16 protein-coding genes are annotated in these 17,543 nt (G+C 74.9%); 9 read left to right on the top strand and 7 right to left on the bottom strand.

Translation table 11 applies throughout. The features are described from left to right. The first annotated feature begins 60 nt into the window (after nt 1–60). Together ACTJIY_RS06965 and ACTJIY_RS06960 are read left to right on the top strand one after the other, a co-directional pair. Nucleotides 61–435 carry an SHOCT domain-containing protein gene (locus tag ACTJIY_RS06965; RefSeq protein ID WP_440673967.1) on the top strand — a complete coding sequence of 125 codons (375 nt, stop codon included), beginning with the start codon at nt 61–63 and terminating at the stop codon, nt 433–435. Nucleotides 436–472: 37 nt separating this feature from the next. Continuing rightward, nucleotides 473–1,462: a TIGR03557 family F420-dependent LLM class oxidoreductase gene (locus ACTJIY_RS06960; RefSeq protein WP_440673966.1), complete on the top strand. Its 990-nt coding sequence runs from the start codon at nt 473–475 to the stop codon at nt 1,460–1,462. 55 nt (nt 1,463–1,517) lie between these two features. Here the strand turns inward: ACTJIY_RS06960 and ACTJIY_RS06955 are convergent, their stop codons facing one another. Then, nucleotides 1,518–2,654 carry a DNA polymerase III subunit delta' gene (locus ACTJIY_RS06955; RefSeq protein ID WP_253055316.1) on the bottom strand — a complete coding sequence of 379 codons (1,137 nt, stop codon included), beginning with the start codon at nt 2,652–2,654 and terminating at the stop codon, nt 1,518–1,520. Continuing rightward, nucleotides 2,651–3,406 (bottom strand): dTMP kinase, encoded by a 756-nt coding sequence (gene tmk / locus ACTJIY_RS06950; RefSeq protein ID WP_440673965.1) that lies wholly within the window; start codon nt 3,404–3,406, stop codon nt 2,651–2,653. The genes ACTJIY_RS06955 and tmk overlap by 4 nt, the downstream gene beginning before the upstream one ends. Nucleotides 3,407–3,495: 89 nt before the next feature. Between tmk and ACTJIY_RS06945 the strand changes: the two genes are divergently transcribed. Further along, nucleotides 3,496–4,206 carry an HAD-IA family hydrolase gene (locus ACTJIY_RS06945; protein ID WP_440673964.1) on the top strand — a complete coding sequence of 237 codons (711 nt, stop codon included), beginning with the start codon at nt 3,496–3,498 and terminating at the stop codon, nt 4,204–4,206. Nucleotides 4,207–4,271: 65 nt separating this feature from the next. Here ACTJIY_RS06945 and ACTJIY_RS06940 read toward each other — a convergent pair whose 3' ends face one another. Further along, nucleotides 4,272–4,787: a MarR family winged helix-turn-helix transcriptional regulator gene (locus ACTJIY_RS06940; RefSeq protein ID WP_353707585.1), complete on the bottom strand. Its 516-nt coding sequence runs from the start codon at nt 4,785–4,787 to the stop codon at nt 4,272–4,274. Nucleotides 4,788–4,875: 88 nt separating this feature from the next. Between ACTJIY_RS06940 and ACTJIY_RS06935 the strand changes: the two genes are divergently transcribed. Further along, nucleotides 4,876–5,085: a hypothetical protein gene (locus tag ACTJIY_RS06935; RefSeq protein ID WP_440673963.1), complete on the top strand. Its 210-nt coding sequence runs from the start codon at nt 4,876–4,878 to the stop codon at nt 5,083–5,085. Between the two features lie 87 nt (nt 5,086–5,172). On the opposite strand, the gene ACTJIY_RS06930 is transcribed toward ACTJIY_RS06935, so the two are convergent. After that, nucleotides 5,173–6,255 (bottom strand): Gfo/Idh/MocA family protein, encoded by a 1,083-nt coding sequence (locus ACTJIY_RS06930; protein ID WP_440673962.1) that lies wholly within the window; start codon nt 6,253–6,255, stop codon nt 5,173–5,175. Nucleotides 6,256–6,391: 136 nt separating this feature from the next. Here ACTJIY_RS06930 and ACTJIY_RS06925 point away from each other — a divergent pair, with 136 nt between their 5' ends. After that, complete coding sequence (locus ACTJIY_RS06925) at nt 6,392–7,294, top strand: ABC transporter ATP-binding protein (protein WP_440697225.1); 903 nt, start codon at nt 6,392–6,394, stop codon at nt 7,292–7,294. Beyond that, on the top strand, nt 7,291–9,978 hold the full coding sequence (locus ACTJIY_RS06920; RefSeq protein WP_440673960.1) for an ABC transporter permease: 2,688 nt from the start codon (nt 7,291–7,293) through the stop codon (nt 9,976–9,978). Before ACTJIY_RS06925 ends, ACTJIY_RS06920 begins: the two co-directional genes overlap by 4 nt. A 69-nt stretch (nt 9,979–10,047) precedes the next feature. On the opposite strand, the gene ACTJIY_RS06915 is transcribed toward ACTJIY_RS06920, so the two are convergent. Both ACTJIY_RS06915 and ACTJIY_RS06910 read right to left on the bottom strand, forming a co-directional pair. Then, nucleotides 10,048–11,445 (bottom strand): MFS transporter, encoded by a 1,398-nt coding sequence (locus ACTJIY_RS06915; RefSeq protein WP_253055309.1) that lies wholly within the window; start codon nt 11,443–11,445, stop codon nt 10,048–10,050. Between the two features lies 1 nt (nt 11,446). Beyond that, entirely contained in the window at nt 11,447–12,001 is a 555-nt protein-coding gene (locus ACTJIY_RS06910) for a MarR family winged helix-turn-helix transcriptional regulator (protein ID WP_440673959.1), read from the bottom strand. Between the two features lie 88 nt (nt 12,002–12,089). On the opposite strand from ACTJIY_RS06910, the gene ACTJIY_RS06905 reads away from it, so the two are divergent. The 3 genes from ACTJIY_RS06905 to ACTJIY_RS06895 all read left to right on the top strand — a co-directional run bounded on the left by ACTJIY_RS06905 (nt 12,090) and on the right by ACTJIY_RS06895 (nt 14,627). Continuing rightward, complete coding sequence (locus tag ACTJIY_RS06905; protein ID WP_440673958.1) at nt 12,090–12,602, top strand: PadR family transcriptional regulator; 513 nt, start codon at nt 12,090–12,092, stop codon at nt 12,600–12,602. Beyond that, the gene (locus tag ACTJIY_RS06900) at nt 12,599–13,336 is read left to right on the top strand and encodes a hypothetical protein (RefSeq protein ID WP_440673957.1); all 738 of its coding nucleotides are present in this window, start codon (nt 12,599–12,601) and stop codon (nt 13,334–13,336) included. Before ACTJIY_RS06905 ends, ACTJIY_RS06900 begins: the two co-directional genes overlap by 4 nt. A gap of 145 nt (nt 13,337–13,481) precedes the next feature. Next, nucleotides 13,482–14,627: a glycerol dehydrogenase gene (locus ACTJIY_RS06895; protein WP_440673956.1), complete on the top strand. Its 1,146-nt coding sequence runs from the start codon at nt 13,482–13,484 to the stop codon at nt 14,625–14,627. 18 nt (nt 14,628–14,645) lie between these two features. Here ACTJIY_RS06895 and topA read toward each other — a convergent pair whose 3' ends face one another. Continuing rightward, complete coding sequence (gene topA / locus ACTJIY_RS06890; protein ID WP_439159022.1) at nt 14,646–17,408, bottom strand: type I DNA topoisomerase; 2,763 nt, start codon at nt 17,406–17,408, stop codon at nt 14,646–14,648. Nucleotides 17,409–17,543: the final 135 nt, after the last annotated feature.

Raw genomic sequence — 17,543 nt, 5'->3', positions numbered from 1 at the left:
TTGGTGCGCGGCAGCCGGCCGTGCTCCGGGTACGGGGATCCGTCGAGAAAGGGCGCGACCGTGGACTTCTGGGACTTCTTCTGGCTCCTCGTCTGGAGCTTCTTCTTCATCGCCTACCTCATCGTGCTCTTCCAGATCATCGCGGACCTGTTCCGTGACCGGGAGCTCTCGGGCTGGTGGAAGGCCGTGTGGATCATCTTCCTCATCTTCCTGCCGATCCTGACGTCGCTCGTCTACCTCATCGCGCGCGGGCGCGGGATGGCGGAGCGGCAGGCGGCGGCGGTCGTCCAGGCGAAGCAGGACACCGACGCGTACATCCGCCAGGTCGCGACCACGTCGCCGGCCGAGCAGATCACGCACGCGAAGTCGCTGCTCGACTCCGGGGCGATCACGCCCGAGGAGTTCGCGCAGCTCAAGACGAAGGCGCTCGCCTGACCGACCTCGTGTGACCGGCCCGTCCCACGATCGAGGCATGACCCGCTTCGGCTACACCCTCATGACCGAGCAGTCCGGCCCGCGCGCGCTCGTCGAGCACGCGGTCGACGCGGAGCGCGTCGGCTTCGAGTTCGAGGTGATGAGCGACCACTACTTCCCGTGGCTCGACGCCCAGGGCCACTCCCCGTACGCGTGGTCCGTCCTCGGCGCGGTCGCCCAGGCGACGGAGCGCGTCGGGCTCATGACCTACGTGACCTGCCCCCTGCTGCGCTACCACCCGGCCGTGGTCGCGCAGAAGGCCGCGACGGTCGCCCTCCTCTCCGACGACCGCTTCACGCTGGGCCTCGGCGCCGGGGAGAACCTCAACGAGCACGTCGCGGGCGAGCGCTGGCCCGCCGTCGGCGAGCGGCACGACATGCTCGAGGAGGCCGTCGAGATCATCCGGTCGTTGCTCGACGGCGAACGTCTCACGTTCGAGGGTGTGCACTACCGCGTCGACTCCGCGCGGCTCTGGGACCTCCCCGACGAGACCGTGGAGATCGGCGTCGCCGTCTCCGGCCCGCAGTCGATCGAGCGGTTCGCCCCGCTGGCCGACCACCTCGTGACCACCGAGCCCGACGCCGACGTCGTCCGGCGATGGTCGGGGGTCCGGGACCGTGCGGACCTCGCGCCGTCGCGCGTCGTCGGGCAGATGCCGATCTGCTGGGACCCCGACGAGGACGTCGCGGTGGCGCGCGCGCACGAGCAGTTCCGCTGGTTCGGGGGCGGCTGGCACGTGAACGCCGACCTGCCCACGACTGAGGCGTTCGAGGCGGCGAGCCAGTTCGTCCGGCCCGAGGACGTGGCGGAGTCGATCCCGTGCGGCCCGGACCTCGACGCGATCGTCGAGGCGGCGTCCGCGTGGTGGGAGGCGGGGTTCACCGACCTCGCGCTCGTCCAGGTGGGCGAGGTCGGGCAGCGTGAGTTCCTCGACCAGGCCGCGGGGCCGCTGCTGGAGAGGCTGCGCGCGGCGGCCCCGGCGGCGTGAGCGTCGGGCGGGCGCGCGCACCGATCGCGGCCGGTCGGGAGGGGCCCGCGGCGGGTCAGCCCTGCGGACGCAGCGCGATGACCATCGCCTCGACCGCGAGCAGCGGCGCGACGTTGCCCTCGAGCCGCTCGCGCGCGACGCCGATCGCGTCCATGCGCCGCACGGTCTGCTCCGGGGTGGAGTCCTCGGCGAGCGTGCGCACCGCCTCCGCGAGCTCGACGTTGACGAGCTCGACCTCCGCCCCGAGCTGCACCACGAGCACGTCGCGGTAGAGCGACAGCAGGTCGACCATCGCGCGGTCGAGCACGTCGCGCTGGTGCCGGGTCGCGCGGCGCTTCTGGTCGGCCTCGAGGTCGCGGAGCTGGGACCGCAGGCGCGGCGGGAGGGTCTCGCCGTCGGCGACGCCGAGCGCGCGCAGCAGCTCGGCCTTCTCGGCCGCATCGCGCTCCTCGGTCGCCGCCTTCGCCTCGGCCTGCGCGAGATCGACGAGCTCCCCTGCCGCGAGCACGGCGTCACCCACCCCGCGCACGCGCCGCGCGAGCGAGAGCACCGACGTCCGGCGGTCGCGGGCGCCCGCGTCGCGGGCCAGCCGGCGCGCGAGCCCGATGTGGCTCTGCGCCGCCCGGGCCGCGACGAGCGCGACGCGCTCGTCGACGCCGTCGCGCTGGACCAGCAGCCCGGCCACGGCCTCGACCGGCGGCACACGGAGCACCACGCCACGGCACCGCGAACGGATGGTCACGAGCACGTCCTGCGGGCTCGGCGCGCAGAGGATCCACACCGTGTGGGGGGCGGGCTCCTCGATCGCCTTGAGCAGCACGTTCGTCGTGCGCTCGGCCATGCGGTCGGCGTCCTCGACGACGATCACCCGCCGCCGTCCCTGCGACGGGCTGCGGCTCGCGACCGTCACGAGGTCGCGCACCTCGTCGATCTTGATGGTCACGAGCTCCGTCGCGACGAGGGTGACGTCGGGGTGGGTCCCGGCGAGCGTCGTGCGGCACGCCTGGCAGCGCCCGCAGCCGCCCTGCTCGCACTGGAGCGCGGCGGCGAACGCGCGCGCCGCGTTCGAGCGGCCCGAGCCGGGCGGGCCGGTGAGCAGCCATGCGTGCGTCATCGCGGCCGGGTCCGTCGCGGCGGCGCGGAGCACCTCGACGGCTTGCTCCTGGCCGACGACGTCGTCCCAGACGGTCACGCGGCCCCGCTCCCCGTCGCGGGCCCGGCCGCGATCCCCGAGCCGGGCTCGTACCCGATCGCGCTGTCCGTGTCGTCGAAGCCGTCGTCGGGCTCGGCGGCGACCGTGTCCTCCGCCTCCTCCACGACCGGCGTGAGCTCGAGCCGGGCCGCGACGTCGACGCGGATCTGCGCCTGGAGGTCGTCGACCGAGGCGGCGGCGTCGAGCACGACCCAACGTTCCGGGTCCGCCGCGGCGCGCGCGAGGAACGCCTCGCGGGTGCGACGGTGGAACTCCGCCCCGGCGCGCTCCAGCCGGTCGTGCTGTCGCCGGATCCGCGCCCCGGCCACGGCCGGGTCGAGGTCGAGCAGGATCGTGACGTCCGGCATGAGGTCCTGCACGGCCCAGCGCGAGATGAGCTCGACCTCGTCCGCGCCGAGCTCGCGCCCGCCCGCCTGGTACGCGACCGACGAGTCGAGGTAGCGGTCCGTCACGACGACCGCGCCGCGCTCGAGGGCCGGGCGCACGAGGCTCGCGACGTGGTGCGCGCGGTCCGCGGCGTAGATGAGCGCCTCGGTGCGCGGGTCCATGTCCTGCCCGTGGAGCACCGCGGCACGCAGCTCCTTGCCGAGCTCGGTGCCGCCGGGCTCGCGCGTCAGCACGACCTCGCGCCCCATGAGCTCGCCGAGCCACTGCCCGAGCAGGCGGGACTGGGTCGACTTGCCGACGCCGTCGCCGCCCTCGAACGAGATGAAGTACCCGGGTGCGCTCACGGCGTCCACCCTATCCGCGGCGTCGGACACCGGGGTCGACCCGCGAGACCGGGCGCACCGCTCCCCGGCCGCGGGCTAGCCTCGGGGACATGCCCGACCCCGCCGCCGCGCCCTGTCCGCTGCCCACCCCCGGCGTCGCGTTCGCCGGGCGCACGTTCGACGCCGTGCTGTTCGACATGGACGGCACGCTCATCGACTCCGTCCCGGCGGTCGACCGGAACTGGCGACGCTGGGCCGCGGAGCACGGCCTGCCCGACCCGGACGAGTTCCAGATCCAGCACGGCACCCCGGCGCGCACGCTCATCGCCGAGCTCCTGCCGGAGGACCGGGTCGAGGCGGCCTACGAGCGCATCCATGCGCTCGAGCTCGAGGACAACGAGGGCGTGACGATCCTGCCCGGGACGCGGGACGCGCTGGCCGTCCTCCCGCCCGCGCGGCAGGCGATCGTCACGTCCTGCACCCGCCCGCTCGCCGCCGCGCGCATGGCGGCGTCCGGTCTCGCCGCGCCGTCGGTCGTCGTGACGGCCGACGACGTCGCGCGCGGCAAGCCCGACCCGGACCCGTTCCTCCTCGGCGCGGAGCGCCTCGGCGTCGACCCGGCGCGCTGCCTCGTCGTCGAGGACGCCCCGGCGGGGATCGCGGCGGCGCGCGCCGCGGGCTGCGCGACGCTCGCCGTGACGGGCACCCACTCGGCCGACGAGCTCGCCGACGCCACGCCCGCGCCCGACGCCCTGGCTGCGGGCCTCGTGGCGGTCCGCTTCGTCGTCGGTCCCGACGGCGTCCGCGTCACCGACGCCTGACTCCCCCGCCGAGGACGGGGTCGGCTCCCGTCCTCGTCCCGTCACGGGCCGGCACCGCACGCTCGTCAGTAGACGCCGGCGCGCAGCGCGGCGGCGACGACCTTCGACGCCGCGGCGTGGACCTCGGCGAGCTCGTCGAGGCTGAGCCCGGTCGCGGCGACGATCGACGGCGGGATGCGCTCCGCGTCCTGGCGGCGCGCCCGCCCCTCGGCGGTGAGGCTCACGCGGACCTGGCGGCCGTCGTCGGGCGAGCGCGACCGGCGCACGTAGCCGAGGGCCTCGAGCCGCTTGAGGAGCGGCGAGAGCGTCCCGGCGTCGAGGTGCAGGCGCGCGGCGAGGTCGCCGACGGTCGAGGTCGTGCCCGCGGCGTCGTCCTGCCAGAGCGCGAGGAGCACGAGGTACTGCGGGTGCGTGATGCCGAGCGGCTCGAGCAGCGGGCGGTACAGCGCGACCATGCCGCGCGCGCCCGCGGACAGCGCGAAGCAGACCTGCGCCTCGAGCGCGAGAGGGTCGGCGAACAGCGTCGCCGCGCCCGGCGCGACCGTCCCGTCGACCGTCCCGTCGACCTCGTCACCCGCCATGGCGCCATGGTACCGAGGATCGCGGTACTCTTGGTACACCAATGATTGGTGCACCAATCATCTGACGAGACCTGCAGCGGAGGACACCGTGGCGCGGAAGAACGACAGGCGCACGCTCGGCATGCGCATCACCGAGGGTTTCCTCCCGATCTTCGGCCCCGCGCAGGTCGGCCGGCAGGACGCGGACGGCCGCGGCGTCTCCGACGTGGAACGCCAACGCGACCAGGAGCTAAAGACGCGCTTCGAACGCGTGACGGGCCCGGACGGCCGCACCTACGTCGTCGAACACACCGACTGACACCCCCGCGAGATCGACCCGAGCGTCCCCAAATCGACCCACCGAGGGTCGATCTCGACCGCTCGGGTCGATCTCGCGCCGGCAGCCTCACTCCCCGGGGTACACGACCCCGATCTGCCGCCGGATCTCGTCGAGCGTCCGCATGACCTCGAGCGTCGAGCCCCAGGACATGCGCGGGCTCTGCGTCTCGCCCGCGGCGACGCGGCGCGCGACCTCGGCCGCCTGGTACTGCTTGCCCTCGCCGGAGAAGCCGTCGTAGTACCAGGACGAGCCGTCGTGCCGGACCACGCGGAACGACGTCGGCGCGTAGAAGTTCCCCTCGACCTCGATGCGCCCCGCGGTCCCCGAGATCACGGCCGTCGTGGCCGTGCGTGACCACAGCGTCGTGGAGAGGGTCGCCTGCGTGTCGCCGTAGCCGAGCACGATGCTCACCTGCCCGTCGACGCCCGTCTCGGTGAGCGCGCCCACCGCGGTGACCGACGACGGCGCGCCCAGCAGGTCGTGCGCGAACGACACCGGGTACACGCCCAGGTCGAGCAACGCACCGCCCGCGAGCTCCGGGGCGTAGAGGCGGTGCGCCGGGTCGAACGCGAACCACTGGCCGTGGTCGGCGCTGAGGTTGACGACGTCGCCTATCTCGCCGCGCGCGATCACCCCGCGCAGCGCGGCCACGTGCGGCAGGAACCGCGTCCACATGGCCTCCATGACGAACACCCCGGCCTCGCGCGCGGCGTCGAGCACCTCGACGGCCTCCGCCTCGTTGCGCGTGAACGCCTTCTCGACGAGCACGTGCTTGCCCGCGGCGATGGCGAGGAGCGCGTGCTCGCGGTGGTGGGAGTGCGGCGTCGCGACGTAGACGACGTCCACCTGCGGGTCCTCGACGAGCTCCTGGTAGCCGTGGTGGGTCGTCGGGACGCCGTGGGCGGTGGCGAAGCGCTCGGCGCGGACGCGGTCGCGCGAGCCGACGGACGCGACGCGGCCCTGCGTGTGGAGGCGCACGGCCTCGGCGAACGACGACGCGATCCCGCCGGCTCCGAGGATGCCCCAGCGGATCGACGGCGCGCTGCGCGGGTCGGGGACCGTGCCGGTCACGTCGGCGGTCAGGTCGGGGACGGGGTGGACGGCGAGCCGTGCCGAGTTCTCGGCGGGCGCCTGGGCGTCGATGCTCATGGCCCCACGCTATCCCGGTGGGATCGCTCCCACGCCCAGGTGTCCACGGAACGTCGGACGACGTGCGGCGCCGCGGGACGACGTCTCCCCCGCGCGGGTGGTGCGGCGCGCGGCGCGGCGCGCCACGATGGGGACCATGACGTCCCCCGCGCCCCGGACCGACGCGCCGACCGACACCCCGGACGTGCCCGAGGCGCGCGCGAGCGCGCGCGGGCTCGTCAAGGTCTACGGGTCCGGCACGACGGCGGTGCGCGCGCTCGACGGCGTCGACGTCGACTTCGCGCGCGGGCGGCTCACCGCGATCATGGGCCCGTCCGGCTCGGGCAAGTCGACGCTCATGCACTGCCTGGCAGGCCTGGACTCGCCGACCTCCGGGAGCGTCGTGATCGACGGGCAGGAGATCAGCCGCCTGTCGCAGCGCCGCCTCACGGCCCTGCGCCGCACGCGCGTCGGGTTCGTCTTCCAGGCGTACAACCTCGTCCCGACGCTCACCGCGGCGGAGAACATCACGCTCCCCCTCGACATCGCGCGCGCCCCCGTGGACCGCGCGTGGTTCGACGAGGTCGTCGACTCCGTCGGGCTGCGCGACCGCCTGCACCACCGCCCGTCCGAGCTCTCCGGCGGGCAGCAGCAGCGCGTCGCGTGCGCGCGGGCGCTCGTCTCGCGGCCGTCGATCGTGTTCGCCGACGAGCCGACCGGCAACCTCGACTCGCGCTCGGCCGGCGAGGTGCTGGCGTTCCTGCGCCGGTCCGTCGACGAGCTCGACCAGACCGTCGTCATGGTCACGCACGACCCGCGCGCGGCGTCGTACGCGCACCGCGTCGTGTTCCTCGCCGACGGCCGCCTCGCCGGCGAGCTGCACGACCCCACGCAGCAGGACATCCTCGACGCGCTCGCGCTCGCGGCGGACGACGACGGCCCTCCGACCGGACCGGCCGCCGCACCCGCGACCTCGGCCCGGCCGGCCGCCGGGCCCACGACCTCGGCCGGGCCCGCGGCGCCCGTCGGGCGGCACGCGGCCCCGGTCGACCCGGCATGATCCGCGTCGCGCTGCGGGGCGTGCGGGCGCACGTCGTGCGGTTCGTGCTCTCCGTGCTCGCCGTGACGCTCGGCGTCGCGTTCGTCGTGGGCACGTTCGCCTTCCGCGGCATGCTCTCCTCGACGTTCGACGACATCATCGCGACGACGCTCACCGCCGACGTCTACGTGCGCGGGTCGCAGGAGGTCACCGGGGACGCGACCGGGCCGGGCGGCGGGAGCGGTGGGAACGGGTTCGCGGGCGACCGCACGCTCGTCTCCGCCGACCTCGCGGGACAGGTCGAGGCGGTCGACGGCGTCGCGCGCGCCGTGCCGGACGTCTCCGGGCCGGTCGTCCTCGTCGCCGCCGACGGGACCGCCGTCGTGACGACGGGACCGCCCAGCACGGCCTTCTCGATCGACCCCGAGGACCCGAGCCTCACCCTGCTCGACGGCGCGTGGCCGGGACCGGGAGAGATCGTCCTGGAGCAGAGCGCGGCGGAGACGGCGGGACTGTCGACCGGTGACGCGACGACGGTCGTGCTGGGCGGCGAACCGACCCCCGTGACGGTGTCCGGCGTCTTCGGGATCGAGGCCGCCGCGGCGGGCGCGGTGCTCGTCGGGATCGACGGGGAGACCGCGCGCGACGTGTTCGCGCCCGACGGGATGGTGCCGCAGCTCGCGGTCTGGGCGACGCCGTCGTCGGGGGCCGTCGACGAGGACGCGCTCGCGCAGCGCGTCGGCGACGTGCTGCCCGAGGGCGCCGAGGCGGTGACGGGCGAGCAGGCGCGCGCCGAGGCCAGCGAGGCCGTCGAGGAGGTGCTCGGGTTCGTCGAGACGTTCCTGCTCGTGTTCGCGGCGATCGCGCTGTTCGTCGGCGCGTTCATCATCGCGAACACCTTCGCGATGTCGGTGCGCGAGCGCCTGCGCGAGCTCGCGCTCCTGCGTGCGCTCGGCGCGTCGCCCGGCCAGGTGTTCACGTCCGTGCTCGTGCAGGCGCTCGTCGTGGGGCTCGTGGGCGGCGGTCTGGGGGTGCTCGCCGGGGCCGGTCTCGTGCGCGTCATCCGGTGGGGCCTCGCCCTCGCGGGCATGGAGTTCTCCGGTCGGGTGCCGCTCGGCACGCCGCAGGTCGTCGCGGCCGTCGGGCTGGGGGCGGTCGTCAGCCTGCTCGCCGCGGTCCTGCCCGCGCGTCGCGCCGCCGCGATCCCGCCCGTCCAGGCGATGCGCGACGACGTCGCCCCGGACCGCGGGACCGGCGTCCGGGCGGTGGGCGGGATCGTGCTCGTCGCCCTGGGCGCCGGGGTCCTGTGGCTCGCCGCGTTCCTCGGGTCGTCGGTCGCCGACGCCCCGACCGGGTGGGCGTGGCTCGACGACCTCAGCCCGCGCGTGCTGCTCGGCGTCGGCGCGGGGCTCGTGCTCGTCGGCGTGCTCGTCGGGTCCCCGGCCGTCGCGCGCGGCGTGCTCACCGTGCTCGCGTGGCCGCTCGTCGTCGCGCTGCGGCCCCTGGGGCGCCTCGCGCGCGGCAACGTGACGCGCAACCCGCGCCGCACCGCGAGCACCGCGGGCGCGCTGCTCATCGGCATGGCGCTCGTGTCCGTCACGGGCGTCATCGCGGCCTCGACCCAGGCGTCCGTGCGCAGCATCGTCGAGAACGAGGTGCGGGCCGACCTCGTCGTCGACTCCGCGACGCTCGTGGTCCCCGACGGCGCGGTCGACGCCGTGACGGCGACGCCCGGCGCCGCGGTCGTCGACACCGTGCGCCTCGGCCTCGCGCCCGTCGCGACGGTCGGCCCCGCGGGGAACGGGACGCCCTCGTCCGACGACGAGCCGGACGGATCGGGCGACGAGCCAGGCGCCGGGGAGGCGCGGGGGACCGACGTGGCGGGCGTGCCCGCCGGCTTCTTCGACACCGCGCTCGACCCCGTGACGCTCGCGGGAGACCCGACGGCGACGCTCGAGGCGGGGGACGTCGTCGTGCACCGGCGCACCGCGCGCGAGCGCGGCTGGGAGGTGGGCGACACGCTGCGCCTCGGCGAGGGCGCGACCGCGGTCGAGGCGCGCGTGGGCGCGGTGATCGACAGCCAGCTCGTCGGGACGGGGATCCTCGTGCGCGACGACGTGTTCGACGCGGTCGTGCCCGCCGCGCAGGCGAGCGTCCGGATCGTCTACGTGTCGGCGGCGGAGGGGGCGTCGGCGGCGGAGGTGGAGGACCTGCGCGCGGCGCTGACGACCGCCGTCGAGCCGTTCCTCGTCGTCACGGTGCTCGACCGCGAAGAGACGGCGTCCGCGTTCGCCGACCAGGTGAACCAGGTGCTCGTGATCCTCTACGCGCTGCTCGCGCTGTCGATCGTCATCGCGCTGCTCGGCATCGTCAACACGCTCGCCCTGTCGATCATCGAGCGCACGCGCGAGATCGGGCTGCTGCGCGCTGTCGGGCTCGGGCGCCTCCAGCTCGCCGGCGTCATCGCGATCGAGTCGGTGCTCACCGCGGTCTACGGGACGGTGCTGGGCGTCGCGACGGGCATCGGGATCGGCGCCGCGCTGCCCGGCGTGCTCGCCGACGAGGGCCTGAGCACGCTCGCGGTGCCCTGGGGCCAGGTCCTCGCGATCCTCGGCGTCGCCGTCGTGATCGGCCTCGTCGCGAGCGTCTGGCCCGCCATCCGCGCCGCCCGCCTCCCGGTCCTGGACGCCGTCACGGTCGACTGACCCGGCACCCCCGCTGAAGTGCTGGATCGTTGTCGTCCCGGTGCGGTCGGGACGACAGACATCCAGCACTCAGCGGATCGTGACCGGCTCTCGGGACGGGGTGCGGTAGCGGCGGAGCGGGGCGTTGCGCCAGGCGACCAGCCCGACGACGGCGCTCGCCGCCAGTCCGCCCACCGCCAGGGCGACCGGGGCGGACGTGAGCGACGCGAGCACGCCGCCGCGGAAGTTGCCGACCTCCGGCCCCGCCACGCCCACGACGTGCTCGACCGACGACACGCGCCCGCGGAACTCGTCCGGCGTCTCGAGCTGGACGAGCGCGCCGCGGGTCACGACGCTCACCGTGTCGGCCGCGCCCGCCACCGCGAGGCACGCGAGCGCGAGCCACAGCGGGCCCGCGAGGCCGAACCCCGCGAGCGCGACGCCCCACGTCGCGGCCGCGGCGAGCTGGAGCACGCCCGCCCGCGGGGCCCGGGTCACCGCACCCGAGAACAGGCCCGCCCCGATGCCGCCGACCGCGACGGCGGACAGGAACAGGCCGAGCGTGCGCGGGTCGCCGTCGAACCGGAGCTCGTTGACGAGCGGGAAGAGCGAGATCGGCATCGCGAGCACCGTCGCCGCGACGTCGGTCGCGAACGAGCCGCGCAGCGTCGGCTTGCGCCACACGATCCACCATCCGCCGGCGGCCGCCCGACGGCGCGGCGCGCGCGCGGCGGTCGGCGCGCCCGTCGCGGTCGGCGCGCCCGTCGCGGTCGGCGCGGTCTGCTCCTCCCCCGCCGCACGGTCGTCGCCAGGTGCGCCGACGGAGGCGACGGCGGGGGCGACGGCGGCCACGGCGTCGGACGGTCCCGGCGGCGCCCCTGAAGGGCTGCCCGGCGGGAGCGGCGGGAGGCGCACGAGCCCGAGCAGGGCGACGACCGCCGCCACGGCCTGCACCCCGTACGCCGCCGGGAGGTCCCAGCGCGCGAGCACCAGGCCGGCGAGCGCGGGGCCCACGAGCATCGCGACCTGGAACGCGAGGTTCTGGAGCGCAAGGCCTGCGGCGACCTGGTCGGGCGGGAGCAGGCGCGGCGGCACCGTGCGCCGGGCCGGGGAACCCAGCGCGTTGCACGCGGCGCCGAGGCTCACGAGGCCGAGGAGCACCCACACGGACCGGTTGCCCGCGAGCGCCTGCGCGACGAGCCCGACCGCGGCGAGCACCTGCCCTGCCGCGGCGAGCCGCATGATCGTGCGCCGGTCGTGCACGTCGGCGAGGTGACCGCCGACGAGCCCGAGCGTGAGGAGCGGGACCGCGGTGGCGAGACCGATCGTGCCCGTCCACAGCGGGCTGTGCGTGAGCTCCCAGACCTGGAGCAGCACGGCGACGCTCGCGATCTGGAACCCCAGCCCGCCGACGGCGGACCCGGCCCAGAGGTCGCGGTACGCGCGGCTGGAGCGCAGAGGGCGGACGTCGAGGACGTGGTCGCGCACCTCAACGGTCCTCGGGCGGGGCGGCGTCGGTACCGGATCCCGCGGGTTCGGCGGCTCCCACCGGCAGGGGGTAGCCCGCCGCATCGAGCCGATCCACGAGCCGCGCGCGCAGCGAGCGGCGGGCGAGGACGCGCTCCAGCTCGACGACGACGGCGCTCAACGCGTGCGGCAGCTCGTCGTCGATCTCGGCGACGGACTCCTCCGTCGCGCGCCACTCCGCCTCCAGGAGCGGGACGAGCGCGCGAGCCTTCTCGGTGAGCGCGACCCGTCGCGTCCGGGCGTCCGGGCCGGGCTCCGTCTCGACCAGTCCCTCGCGCCGCATGGCCGTGACGGTCTGGCTCATCGCCGAGTGCGTCCGCCCGAGCGACTCCGCGAGCCCACGGATGGTCAGCGGGCCGGTGTGGGCGAGCCGGATCAGCGGGTAGACGAACCGCGGCCGCACGCCCTCGATGCCTCGGTCGGTGTAGACCGTGCCGATCTCGTCGTCGAGGCGTCGGAGCACGGCGTGCAGGGAGTCCCACCGGCCGGGGACGGTGGTCGGGTCCCGAGAAGTCATAGCACTGTTATAACAGCACTCATGCGATTGTGGGACGTCCGGCGACCACTAGGTTGCCGCCCTAACTAGATAGCCGTACTGTCTAGCCATGAGGTTCGACGAGCGGCTCGACCGCGAGCTCCTGCGCGGCGTGCTGCCGCTGTGCGTGCTCGCGGTCGTCGCGACCCACGGCCCCACCTACGGCTACGCGATCACGCGGTCGCTCGCCGACGCGGGCCTCGGCACCGTGAAGGGCGGCACGCTCTACCCGCTGCTGCAGCGCCTGGAGGACGACGGCCTCGTCACGACCTCCTGGCACCAGGGCGAGCGCGGGCCGAGCCGTCGGTACTACGCCGTCACGGACCAGGGTCGCGTCGCGCTCGCCGACGCGACCTCCCGCTGGGACGCCGTGACGACGGCGGCGAGCACCCTCGTCGCGGGCCCGTCCGGCACGCCCTCGCCGGACGGTGCGCGCCCGACCGCGGCCCTCGCCCCGCACGCGGGGGCGCGCCCGGACCCCGACCGGGGACCAGGACCGGTCCCGGGGCCGGTCCCAGAGCCGGTCGCGATCCCGGCAGACGCACCTCACCCCGACCCCACCCCGAGAAGGACCCCTCGATGAGCGACACGACCCGCTACACGATCGAGCGCCGCCACGCGCCGCACGTCGACCCGCGCTGGGCCGAGGCGCTCCTGCTGGAGCTGCGGCTCCAGGGGGTCGCCGGAGCACGGATCGGCGCCGTGCTCGCCGAGGTGGACGCGCACGTCGTCGACTCCGGCGAGACCGCGCGGGAGGCGTTCGGCGATCCCGTGGCGTACGCGCGCTCGCTCGACCTGCCCGAGGACCCCGCGCAGTCGAGCTCCTCGATCGGCCGCACGGTGGCCGCCTCCGCCGTGCAGACGGTCGGGATGCTCGGCGTGCTGTGGTCGCTGCGACCCGCGCTCGACGGCGGCACCCTCGTGGTCCCGGCCGGGATGCTGCTCGTCCTCGTGGCCGCGCTCGCGGGCTTCGTCGGGCTGTGGCGCGCCGGCGACCGGCTGCTGCGCGCCGCCCTCGCCCACCCCGTGCCGACCGTCCTCGGGAACGTGGTCGTGACGGGCGCCCTCGTGGCCGTCGCGGTCACGCTGCGCGCCCCGGTCGCGACCCTCCCTGCGGTCCCGGTCCTGGTCGCGGCCGCCGTCGCGCTCGTCGTGGGGACCGTCTGGGGCCTGCGCGAGCAGGGCTCGGGCGACCCCGTCGTCGACCCGCTCGACGACGCGCCGCACGCCCGCACCGACCGCACCGGGCGCTGGGGCGTGCTGCTCCTGCCCGCCGTGACGGTCGTGCTCGGCACGATCACGCTGCTGGCCGGCTGAACCGGCCGGGACCAAGGTCACGCACCCCGGCGTCCCGGTGGTGGTCCCCGGGGACGCGTGCCACGGTGGGGAAGGCCGGCGGGCACCGGCCTCGCACGGCTGCGGCGCGCCCGACGGCGACCCACCGACTCCACAGGAGGCCACGATGCCCGAGGTTCCCGTCCGCACGCTCATCAGCCCGCTGCGCTACGTCCAGGCCCGCGGTGCGCTCACGCGGCTCGGCGAGTTCGTCCGACCGATCGGCACGAAGCCGCTGCTCGTCGCCGACGACGTCGTGTGGGGCATCGTCCAGGACACGGTCGCCGTGTCCTTCCAGGACCAGGACCTCCCCCGCCACCGCACCGGGTTCGGCACGTACGCCACCGCCGCGGAGGTCGACCGGCTCGCGCGCGAGATCGACGAGCTCGGCGCCGACGTGATCGTCGGCATCGGCGGCGGCTCGACGATCGACGCCGTGAAGGCCGCGGGCCACCTGCGCGGCATCCGCTGGGTCTCCGTGCCGACCGTCGCGTCCACCGACGCCCCGTGCTCCGCCCTGTCCGTCATCTACACCGAGGACGGCGCGTTCGAGGAGTACCGGTTCTTCCCGCACAACCCGGACCTCGTGCTCGTCGACACGGGCCTCGTCGCGAACGCGCCCGTGAAGTTCCTCGTCGCCGGCGTCGGGGACGCGCTCGCGACGTGGATCGAGGCGCGCGCCGTCGCCGAGGCGAACGCGTCGACCATGGCCGGCGGCCTCCCGCTCGTCACGGGCACGGCGCTCGCGCAGCTCTCGTGGGACATCCTCTGGGAGAACGCGCTGCCCGCGATCGACGCGGTGAAGGACCACCTCGTGACACCTGCGGTCGAGAAGGTCGTCGAGGCGAACACGCTCCTGTCCGGGCTGGGCTTCGAGTCCGGCGGCCTCGCCGCGGCGCACGCGATCCACAACGGCCTCACCGCCGCGCCCCAGACCCACGGCCTCACGCACGGCCAGAAGGTGAACATCGGCTCCGTGACGCAGCTCGTGCTGGAGGGCGCGCCGACCGAGGAGATCGAGGAGTTCGTGCGCTTCACGACGCGCGTCGGCCTGCCGAACACGCTCACCGAGATCGGCCTGACCGCGGACGACGTGCACGACCTCACGCGCGTCGCGGAGGCCGCCACCGCGGAGGGCGAGACGATCCACGCCATGCCGTTCCCCGTGCGCGTGCCGGAGCTCGTCGACGCCCTGCGCTCCATCGAGGGCTTCTCCCGCCGCGTCCGCGCCGAGGCGGGCCTCCCCGAGCCGGTCGCGCACACCGCGCACTGACCACGGCCCGAGGCGGGCCTACTTCTTCGCGGGGGCCTTCTTCGCGGCCGGCTTGCGGGCCGTGGTGCGCTTCTTCGCCGGGCCCTGGGCGCGCTTCTCGGCGAGGAGCTCGATCGCGCGCTCGGGGGTGATCGACTCGGGCGTGACGTCGCGGGGCAGCGTGCGGTTCGTCTCGCCGTCGGTGACGTAGGCGCCGAAGCGGCCGTCCTTGACGACGATCGGCTTGCCGCTGTTCGGGTCGTCGCCGAGCTCGCGCAGGGGCGGGGTCGCGGCGCGCTGGCCGCGCCCGCGCTTGGGCTGCTTGTACAGCTCGAGCGCCTCGTCGAGCGTGACGGTGAACATCGACTCCTCGTCGGGCAGCGACCGCGAGTCGGTGCCCTTCTTGAGGTAGGGCCCGTAGCGGCCGTTCTGCGCCGTGATCTCCTCGCCCGACTCGGGGTCCGTCCCGACGACGCGCGGCAGCGACAACAGGCGCAGCGCGTCGTCGATCGTGATCGTGTCGAGCGACTGCGTCTTGAGCAGCGACGCCGTGCGCGGCTTGGGCTGCGCGGCCTTCGCCTTCTTCTGCGCGGCGGCGGACAGGCTCGTGTCGATCGGCGGGAGGTCGAGGACCTCGGTGACGTAGGGCCCGTAGCGTCCGGCCTTCGCGACGACCTCGTTGCCCGAGACGGGGTCGGTGCCGAGCACCTTGCCGTCGTCGGCACCGGCCGCGAGGAGCTCGCGCGCCTTGGCGACGGTCAGCTCGTCGGGGGCGACGTCGTCGGGCACGGACGCGCGCGGCGGGTTCTCCCCCTCCTTGACCGGGACGGAGAGGTCCTCCACGTACGGGCCGTAGCGCCCGACGCGGAGCTGGATGCCCTCGCCGATCGGCACCGAGTTGATGCCGCGCGCGTCGATGTCGCCGAGGTTCGCGACGAGGTCGCGCAGACCCTCGGCGTCCTCGCCCTTCGCGGCGTCGCCGAAGTAGAACTCGGTGAGCCACGCCACGCGGTCGCGGCGCCCGGCGGCGATCTCGTCGAGGTCGGCCTCCATGCGCGCGGTGAAGTCGTAGTCGACGAGCCGGTCGAAGTGCTCCTCGAGCAGCCGCACGACGGCGAACGCGAGCCAGCTCGGCACGAGCGCCTGCCCGCGCGAGAGCACGTACCCGCGGTCCTGGATCGTCGAGATCGTCGACGCGTAGGTCGAGGGCCGTCCGATGCCGAGCTCCTCGAGCGCCTTGACGAGGCTCGCCTCGGTGTAGCGGGGCGGGGCGGACGTCGAGTGCCCGTCGGCCGTGAGGTCGTCCCCGCGCAGCGGGTCGCCCTCGGCCATCTGCGGCAGGCGCGCGTCGTCGTCGCCCTTGGTCCCGACGACGGGCGCGTCCTCCGCGTACCGGTCGACGTCGGAGCTCTCCTCGTACGCGGCGAGGAACCCGCGGAACGTGATGACGGTGCCCGACGCGGCGAACACCGCGTCGCGGCCCGCGACGTCGCCCGCGGCGGCCGAGAGGGTCGCGCCGAGGCGGACGGACGCCGTCGACCCCTTCGCGTCCGCCATCTGCGACGCGACGGTGCGCTTCCACACGAGCTCGTAGAGCTTGAACTGGTCGTCGCTCAGCTCGCGCTTGACCTGCGCGGGCGTGCGGAACGAGTCGCCCGCGGGACGGATCGCCTCGTGCGCCTCCTGCGCGCCCTGGTTCTTCGCGGCGTAGACGCGCGGCTTCTCCGGCACGAACTCGGGGCCGTAGAGCTCGGCCGCCTGGCGGCGGGCCGCCGTCGTGGCCTCCGCCGACAGCGACGGCGAGTCCGTGCGCATGTAGGTGATGTAGCCGTTCTCGTACAGCGACTGCGCGGTGCGCATGGCCTGGCGCGACGACATGCGCAGCTTGCGGCTGGCCTCCTGCTGGAGGGTCGACGTCGTGAACGGCGCCGCGGGACGGCGCGTGTACGGCTTGGTGTCGAGCGAGCGCACGGCGAACGCGGCGTCCGCGAGACCCGCCACGACGGCGCGGGCCGTCGACTCGTCGAGGTGCGCGACGCCGTCGCGCGCCGCCGCCGCCTTGAGCTGCCCCCGGTCGTCGAAGTCGCGGCCCGAGGCGACGCGTGCGTCGCCGACCTGCACGAGCCGGGCGCCGAACGCCTTCCCGGCGTCGGCGGCGGACGCGTCCGCGTGCTCGAACGTCCCCGTGACGTCCCAGTACTCCGCCGCGACGAACGCCATGCGCTCGCGCTCGCGCTCGACGACGAGGCGCGTCGCGACCGACTGCACGCGCCCGGCCGAGAGCCCCTGGGCGATCTTGCGCCACAGCACGGGCGAGACCTCGTAGCCGTAGAGGCGGTCGAGGATGCGGCGGGTCTCCTGCGCGTCGACGAGGTGCTCGTCGAGGTCGCGCGTGTTCTGCAGCGCCCGCTGGATGGCCTCGCGCGTGATCTCGTGGAAGACCATGCGCTTGACCGGGACCTTGGGCTTGAGCGCCTCGAGGAGGTGCCACGCGATGGCCTCGCCCTCGCGGTCCTCATCCGTCGCGAGGTAGAGCTCGTCGGCGTCCTTGAGCGCGCGCTTGAGCTCGGCGACCTTCTTCTTCTTGTCCGCGTAGACCTCGTAGTACGGGTCGAAGCCGTGGTCGACGTCGACCGCGAACTTCCCGTACGGGCCCTTCTTCATGTCCGCGGGCAGCTCGGACGGCTGCGGCAGGTCGCGGATGTGCCCGACGCTCGCCTCGACCTCGTAGTCGTCGCCGAGGTAGCCCTGGATCTTGCGAGCCTTGGCGGGCGACTCGACGATCACGAGCTTGCGTGGCATCCGATCCTGCTTTCGTCCGTGCGTACGTGTCAGTGGTGGGCGCTCCCGCCCGACGGCGACCGGGCACCACCCCGGGCGTGCGGCGCGTCGTGGCCTCGGGGACGACCGTCCGGTCGTCCGCCGTGGCAGCCTACG

Source organism: Cellulosimicrobium sp. 22598 (genome assembly GCF_052044445.1).
Lineage (GTDB): Bacteria > Actinomycetota > Actinomycetes > Actinomycetales > Cellulomonadaceae > Cellulosimicrobium > Cellulosimicrobium cellulans_G.
The sequence above is the reverse complement of the archived record's forward strand: the minus strand, read 5'-3'. Positions and strand labels throughout refer to the sequence as shown.